This is a genomic window from Leucobacter sp. M11 (genome assembly GCF_035726885.1).
In the GTDB taxonomy this organism is placed as follows: domain Bacteria; phylum Actinomycetota; class Actinomycetes; order Actinomycetales; family Microbacteriaceae; genus JAPFRB01.
On the sequence record NZ_JAPFRB010000002.1, the window covers coordinates 773,690 to 780,237 of the forward strand.

A 6,548-nucleotide genomic window follows, 5' to 3' on the forward strand; every position below is an offset into this window, starting at 1 on the left:
GCTCGGGGTTCACGGCGCAGTCGCCGTAGACCAGCACGCGGTCGGCGAGCGCCATGAAGAACACGCTCGAGACGACCGAGACGCCGGGCTTGGTCTTGATGATCTCGAAGCTGGGCTTGATCGTGTGCGCCGTCGTGTTCGCGGCGCCGGAGACCATGCCGTCGGCGAGGCCCAGGTGCACCATGAGCGTGCCGAAGTAGGACACATCAATCACGACGTCGCGGGCGTGCTCCACGGTGACGCCCTTGTGTGCGCGGAGCCGGGCGTACTCCGCAGCGAAGCGCTCGCGCAGTTCGGAGGTCGCGGGGTCGATCACCGCGGCCTCGGTCAGGTCGAGGCCCAACTCGGAGGCGCGCTGGCGCACGTCCGCCTCCGCGCCCAGCAGCGTGAGCCGGGCGACGCCGCGGGCCAACAGGGTGCTGGCGGCGCGCAGGATCCGGTCGTCGCCGCCCTCGGGCAGGACGATGTGCGCGTCGGCGGCGCGGGCGCGCTCGAAGAGCTCATAGGAGAACATGAGCGGGGTGACCACGTCGCCCGCGTGCAGCTGGAGCCGGGAGCTGAGCTCCCCCGCGTCGACGTGCTCGTCGAAGAGCGCGAGCGCCGTGTCGAACTTTCGGGGCGACTCGGGGCTCAGCAGGCCGCGGGCCTGGGTCACCCGCTGCGCGGTGGCGTAGGTGCCGAGCTCGGTGCGGATCACGGGCAGCTCGGAGCCGATGCCGTCCAGGAGCGCGTTCACGCTGTGCGGGACGGGGAAATCCCCGTTCAGGATGATCGCGGCGGCGGTCGGGAAGGTGCTGCCCTCGTGCGCCATCGTGACGGCGAGCAGGGTCTCGGAGCGGTCGGCGGCGATGATGATGATCGCGCCCTCGATGAGCCGCGGGAGCACGTTCTCCATGCTCATGCCGGCCACGACGATGTTCAGCGCCTCGCGAGCGAGCAGCTCGGGGTTGCCGCGGACGAGGGTGCCCTCGACCTCGCTGAGGATGGTGCCCACGCTGGGGGCCACGAGGAGCTGATCCTCGGGCAGGGCCCAGACCGGGGTGCCCGCGGCGGGAGCGGAGGCGCGCACGGCCGCGATGATCTCGGACAGCGCCTCGGGGTCGGCGCGGTTGACGACGATGCCGAGCAGCGTCGCGTGCTCGCCCGCGAGCTCGGGGAGGCAGAGATCGGTGAGCTGTTGCAGCTCGGAGGGGGTGCGGGCCTCGGACTGGCCGAGCATCTCCGCGGAGCCGCCGGAGCCGCGCCCACCGAGGACCAGGAGCACGGGTGCGCCGAGGTTCGCGGCAATGCGGGCGTTGAAGGACAGCTCGGTGGGCACGGCGACGTCGCTGAAGTCGGAGCCCACGATCAGCACGGCGTCGCAGCGGGCCTGCAGGGCGCGGTAGCGGGTGATGATCTCGTTCAGCGCGGCGTCGGGGTCCGCATGAGCGGCCTCGTAGCTGACGCCGACGCAGGCCTCAGGCGCGAGCTCGGTTCCCGCGTGGGTGAGGAGCAGGTCGAGCACCCGGTCCGGTTCCCCGGAGCGAACCAGCGGGCGGAAGACGCCAACGACGGGCACATCGCGCATCAGCATGTCGAGGACGCCGAGCGCTACCGCGGACTTGCCGGTGCGGCCCTCGGCCGAGGTCAGATAGATACTGTTCGCCACACAGACAGCCTAACCCCCGGACAGGCATCTCCCCCGGGAGAGCGCACCGAGTTTGGGCGGGGGCCGCGCGGCCCCCGCCCGGGCGGATTAATCGGCCGCGGTCACGCCGCACCAGGATGCGAGGAACAGGGCGATGGACTTCGTGCAGTTCCGGACGGACTCGACGCTCACCCGCTCGTCGAAGCCGTGGATATTCTCGGAGACCGGCCCGTAGACCAGGGTCGGAATGTCGGCGTACCCGACGAAGACGCGGCCGTCGAGGTACCCGGGAGTCGTGAACGAGGTCAGTTCGCGGCCGAACGCTGCCCGGTGGGTCTCCTCCAGGAGGAGCTCCGCATCGCTGCCCGGCTCCAGCACATAGCCCTCGGCGTAGAAGCCGTCCCGGGTACCCACCACGTCGAAGGGCACCGCGCCACGCGTCCCGGCCGCGGCGAGGCACGCCTCGATCTGCGCCCAGGCGCTGTCGGCCGAAACCCCGGGGTACAGCGCGACCCGCACCCGCATCTCGCACCAGGCGGGAACGCTTGAGGGCCAGTCTCCGCCCTGAATCCCGCCAATGTTCAGGTTGATCGGGTGCGCCAGATCCTCGAAATAGGGGTACTGGTCCTTCTCCTGGTTCCAGCGCTCTTCGAGCACGCGCAGCTCCGAGATCACCTGGTACGCCGCGTCGATCGCGTTGAAACCGGTCTCCATCTCCCGGGGGTGCGTTGGCTGCCCGCTGACGCGGACCGTGAACCAGATCACGCCAACGTTGGCGCGGACGAGGGCGTCCTCCTCCGGCTCCGGAATGATCACGGCGTCCGCCCGATAGCCGCGCAGCAGGGCCGCAAGTGAGCCGTTGCCCGTGCACTCCTCTTCCACGACGGACTGGATGTGCACCCGACCGGTGAGCGCCAGGCCCGCACGCCGGATGGCGTCGAAAGCGAAGAGATTCGCGATGAGCCCCGCTTTCATGTCCCCGGCCCCGCGCCCGTACATCCAGCCATCGTGAATCTCAGCGTCCCACGGGGAGCGCGCCCACTGTGCCTCGGGGCCCTCGGGGACCACGTCAATGTGCCCGTTCAGAATCACCGACCGGCCGGTGTCCTGTGCCGGGATGGCGGTGCCGACCACGTTGGTCATCGTGCCGTAGTCGACCGTTGCGGGGCCGTAGCCCGGATGCGCCTCGAGTTCGGGGCTGCCGATGCTCCAGCGATCCACGTCGAGGCCGAGCCCGCGCAGGCGCTCCTCGATGAGATCCTGGGCCGCTTCTTCCCCCGCGCGCAGGGACGGGGTGGCGACCAATTCGGCCGTCGCGGCGAGTTGCTCGTCGAAGGCGGCGTCCACCGCGTCGAGGATTTGCTGGGTCATCGCTTCGGAAATCATGCGGTCCATTCTGTTGTTCGTCGGATTCTGGGGTGGGGCGGCGGGGCTACGCGGCGTCGTCGCGCACGATGGGGCGGTCTTTGACGCGGAGGTGCTCCCCGATCAGCCCACCGGCGGCGGAGATCAGCGCGATCAGCATCAGAATCATGGCGGCGCCCCAGGACTGGTTGCCGGACACGGTCAGCATCGCGGTCGCGAGCAGCGGCATGAAGCCACTGGTGGCCCCGGCGATGTTGTAGCCCAGCGCGACCCCCGAGTAGCGCAGCTTGGGCGGGAACAACTCGGTGAGAAGCGCCCCGGACACGGCGTATGCCACCGTGATGAGCATGATGCCGACCGTGATCGCCACGGTGATGGCGAGGGGAGACCGGGTGTCAATCAGCCAGAACAGGGGGAACGCCGCGGCCGCGGTCAGGAGTCCGCCCCACATCGTGACGCGGCCGGGGCCGATCTTTTCCGCGATACGGCCGGCGAAGATCGTCACGAAGATCTGGCACACGGCGGCAATCAGGGTGGCGTTGACCATCACTTGCCGGTCCACGCCGAGCGTGTTGGTGCCGTAGGAAACCACGAAGGTCGTGATCATGTAGAAACCGCCCACGCCGAGCAGCGCGCTCATGATGGCCACGATGAGCCGGCCCCACGCAAAGCGGAACACGTCGAGGGCGGGCACCTTCGCGGTGTCCTCCTGGGCCAGGAGTTCCTGGAAGATAGGGGATTCCTCCACCTTGCTTCGGATGTAGAGGGCGATGAGGAGCAGCGGGAAGGCCAGCAGGAACGGGATGCGCCAGCCCCAGGCGTCGAAGGTTTCCGAGGGGAACAGCAGGACCAGCGCGAAGGCTCCGGAGGACAGCAGGGTACCGACCGGAGAGCCGATCTGGACGAGCGCGGCGAAGCGCCCGCGTTTTTCGACGGGAGCGTGTTCCACGGCCATTGTCACGGCTCCGCCCCACTCACCGCCGACGGCCAGTCCCTGGACCAGCCGCAGGACGGCGAGCAGGATCGGCGCGGCGAGCCCGATCGTGCCGAAGTCGGGGAGCAGCCCGATGAGTCCCGTCGCCACGCCGATGAGCACGATCGTGATGAGCAGGGCCGGGCGGCGACCGTAGCGATCCCCGATGTAGCCGAACAGGATTGCTCCGATCGGCCGGGCCGCAAAGCCCACACCGAACGTGGCGAAGGCGGCCAGCAGGGCAGCGGTGGGGTCCAACTCGGTAAAGAAGAGGCGGTTGAAGACCAGAGCGGCGGCGGTGCCGAAGAGATAGTAGTCGTACCACTCGAGGGCGGTGCCGACGAAGGCGGCACGGGCGATCTTTCCGGCGTCGGCGCCGCTGATCGTCGTCAGGGGCTCCTTCGCGGCGTCTGAGGTGTGCTGGGTCAACGGTGATCCAATCGGGGAGCGTCTCGAACTCGGCGCCGCCGGGACTCGGGCGGGCCGCGGGCCTCGGCTGAGGCGAGACCCAGATCCGAGGCTACGGTGCACCCGAGCCCACTTCGAGGGTGAAAATACCCCGTTTTCCGCGCTTAGGGTGTCAGAAGTGACACCGCGGGCGAGGTGGGCCCTGGCGCGCCGGGCTCCGGGCGCTCAGGGTCCGGCAACTCAGGGTCCGGGAGCGCGAGGAGCGCGATCGCGAGATCCCGGGGACGGCTCGGGTCCAGCCCCGTGGCTTGCTCGAGAGCCCGCAGGCGCTTGACGACCGTGTTGCGGTGGCAGAACAACCGGTCCGCGGTCAGCTGGGCCGAGCCGCAATCCGCGAACACCTGCAGCGTGCGCCAGAGCCGCGCCTGTTCCGCCTGCCCGAGGTCCGCAAAGCCCCCGATGACGAGCGACTCGAATCCCGCAAAGGATTCGCGGTGCCCGGCCCGGACCACGTCGAGGTAGCCCCGCCGGGCATCGACAACCCCCGCGGCATGCGGGGTCTCCGCCAGGTGCCAGGCAAGGCGGGCGCCGCTGCGCACCGCGCCGAGACCCGGGATCCCGACGACAACGCCGCCCCGCAGACCCGGGGTCTCTGGCACCCACGGCTGACGCTCCCCCCACGCCCGCTCGCGGAGCCAGATCACCCCGCTGCGATCCCGGTAGGCGACGGCGCGGCCGAGTGAGCCTTCGGGGGCCGGCGGTCCCCCGTCCGGGACCGCGAGCACCTCGAATTCCGCCGTGAGCCGCACGCCGAGGGCCTGGGCCGCCCCCTGCAACTCCTCGAGCGGCACCGCCTCGGCGAACACGGTGGCCAGTGCCCGCTCGCGGGAGGTTCGCTGCCGCTGAGCCATCGCGTGCTCCTCCTCGAGGTAGGCACGCTGCACCTCGCTCGCGTAGCGCTCCACCACGTCGAGGACACGTTCCCCGTTCTCCACCAGCGATTCGAGGAGATCGGGGCGTGAGGCGCGCTCAATGGCTCGCCACAGGACCCGGAAGTCGATCCGCACCGCTTCGAGAAACTGCGCGAGCGGGACCCCCTGCCGAGCGCGGCGCCTGCCGAGCGTATCGGTGAGCTGGGCCTGGGCGGGGCTTAGACGTTGGCCGGTGAGATTCAGCAGCAGCACGTCGATGGCGTCCCGGGCGTTGAGGCGCACGTCCTCCTCGCTGACGAGGGTGACGGGGTAGCTGCCCTGCCGAGCGAACTCATCGAGAAAGTCCTGCACGAGGTCCGCACGGCGAACCCAGACGCGCGTCAAGAGTGTTTGCCAGCTGCTCTCGGTCATCCGGGCTCCTCACCTCTGCGTTCCCGGCCAGTCCACGGCACTGCGGAGCGGGACGCAACTCGGGATCGCACAGATCCCCTTCGGGGACGAAAAAGACCCCTCACGCACCCGCCAGAGCCCGGGTACCCTTGCTGCGTTTCCGTCCTGGGGGAGTTAACCGAGGTAGCGCCACGTGAGGGGCCGACACTCAGTCTAACCCGTCCGGGCGGCTCGCCAAAAACGCGGCTGGTTCGCGGCCCCCAAAAACTATGGCTAAGATAGACCACGGAGGATTCGCCTAGCGGCCTATGGCGCACGCCTGGAACGCGTGTTGGGTTCACGCCCTCAGGGGTTCAAATCCCCTATCCTCCGCCAGCAACGGCCCCCGAGCAATCGGGGGCCGTTTCTTTTCCCCGCACGAGCAACCGGCTGGCACCGGCCCTGGCCCTGGCCCGGAGAGAACCGGCTGCCTGCCAGCATCAGACCGTGATGGCGGTCAGCCGGGCGCTCTTCGTCGTTCCGGGGGTGTCCAGCGGTTCTCGGTCATCGGCCGGGGTCGCCTGGCCCAGTCCGTGCTCGTCGGTGGCACGAGGTGTGGGATCGCCCCGATTGTGACGATGTGCCAGGCGTCTGGGGTGCCCAGCTGGTCGTGGACGAGGCTGTGATGGAACCGGCAGAGCAGCACCCCGTTGTCCAGGTCGGTGGCCCCGCCCTGTGACCAGGGCACGATGTGGTGCGCCTCGCAGTCCTTGGGGGCGGTGCGGCAGCCGGGCCAGCGGCAGCCGCCGTCCCGGGCGCGGAGGGCCAGGACCTGCCGCTTCGTGAACAGGCGGTGGGTGCGGCCCTGGGCGAG

At 69.8% G+C, this 6,548-nt stretch carries 5 protein-coding genes, 1 tRNA gene and 1 other RNA gene; 1 reads left to right on the forward strand and 6 read right to left on the reverse strand.

Going from position 1 to position 6,548, the window contains the following annotated elements:
• From pta to ffs, 5 genes are all read right to left on the reverse strand, one after another.
• Positions 1-1,648 (reverse strand): phosphate acetyltransferase (gene pta / locus OOT08_RS08115; RefSeq protein WP_325092098.1); only part of this gene is annotated, 1,648 nt, incomplete at its 3' end.
• Between the two features lie 87 nt (positions 1,649-1,735).
• The gene (locus tag OOT08_RS08120; protein WP_325092099.1) at positions 1,736-3,013 is read right to left on the reverse strand and encodes an ArgE/DapE family deacylase; all 1,278 of its coding nucleotides are present in this window, start codon (positions 3,011-3,013) and stop codon (positions 1,736-1,738) included.
• Between the two features lie 46 nt (positions 3,014-3,059).
• Positions 3,060-4,394: an MFS transporter gene (locus tag OOT08_RS08125; RefSeq protein ID WP_325092100.1), complete on the reverse strand. Its 1,335-nt coding sequence runs from the start codon at positions 4,392-4,394 to the stop codon at positions 3,060-3,062.
• A 143-nt stretch (positions 4,395-4,537) separates the two neighbouring features.
• Entirely contained in the window at positions 4,538-5,716 is a 1,179-nt protein-coding gene (locus tag OOT08_RS08130) for a helix-turn-helix domain-containing protein (RefSeq protein ID WP_325092101.1), read from the reverse strand.
• Positions 5,717-5,804: 88 nt separating this feature from the next.
• Positions 5,805-5,901, reverse strand: an RNA gene (gene ffs / locus OOT08_RS08135) — signal recognition particle sRNA small type.
• An 81-nt stretch (positions 5,902-5,982) separates the two neighbouring features.
• On the opposite strand from ffs, the gene OOT08_RS08140 reads away from it, so the two are divergent.
• A tRNA-Ser gene (locus tag OOT08_RS08140) sits at positions 5,983-6,070 on the forward strand.
• Between the two features lie 121 nt (positions 6,071-6,191).
• Here the strand turns inward: OOT08_RS08140 and OOT08_RS08145 are convergent.
• Positions 6,192-6,548: HNH endonuclease signature motif containing protein (locus tag OOT08_RS08145; protein ID WP_325092102.1), on the reverse strand; the 357-nt coding region annotated here is incomplete at its 5' end.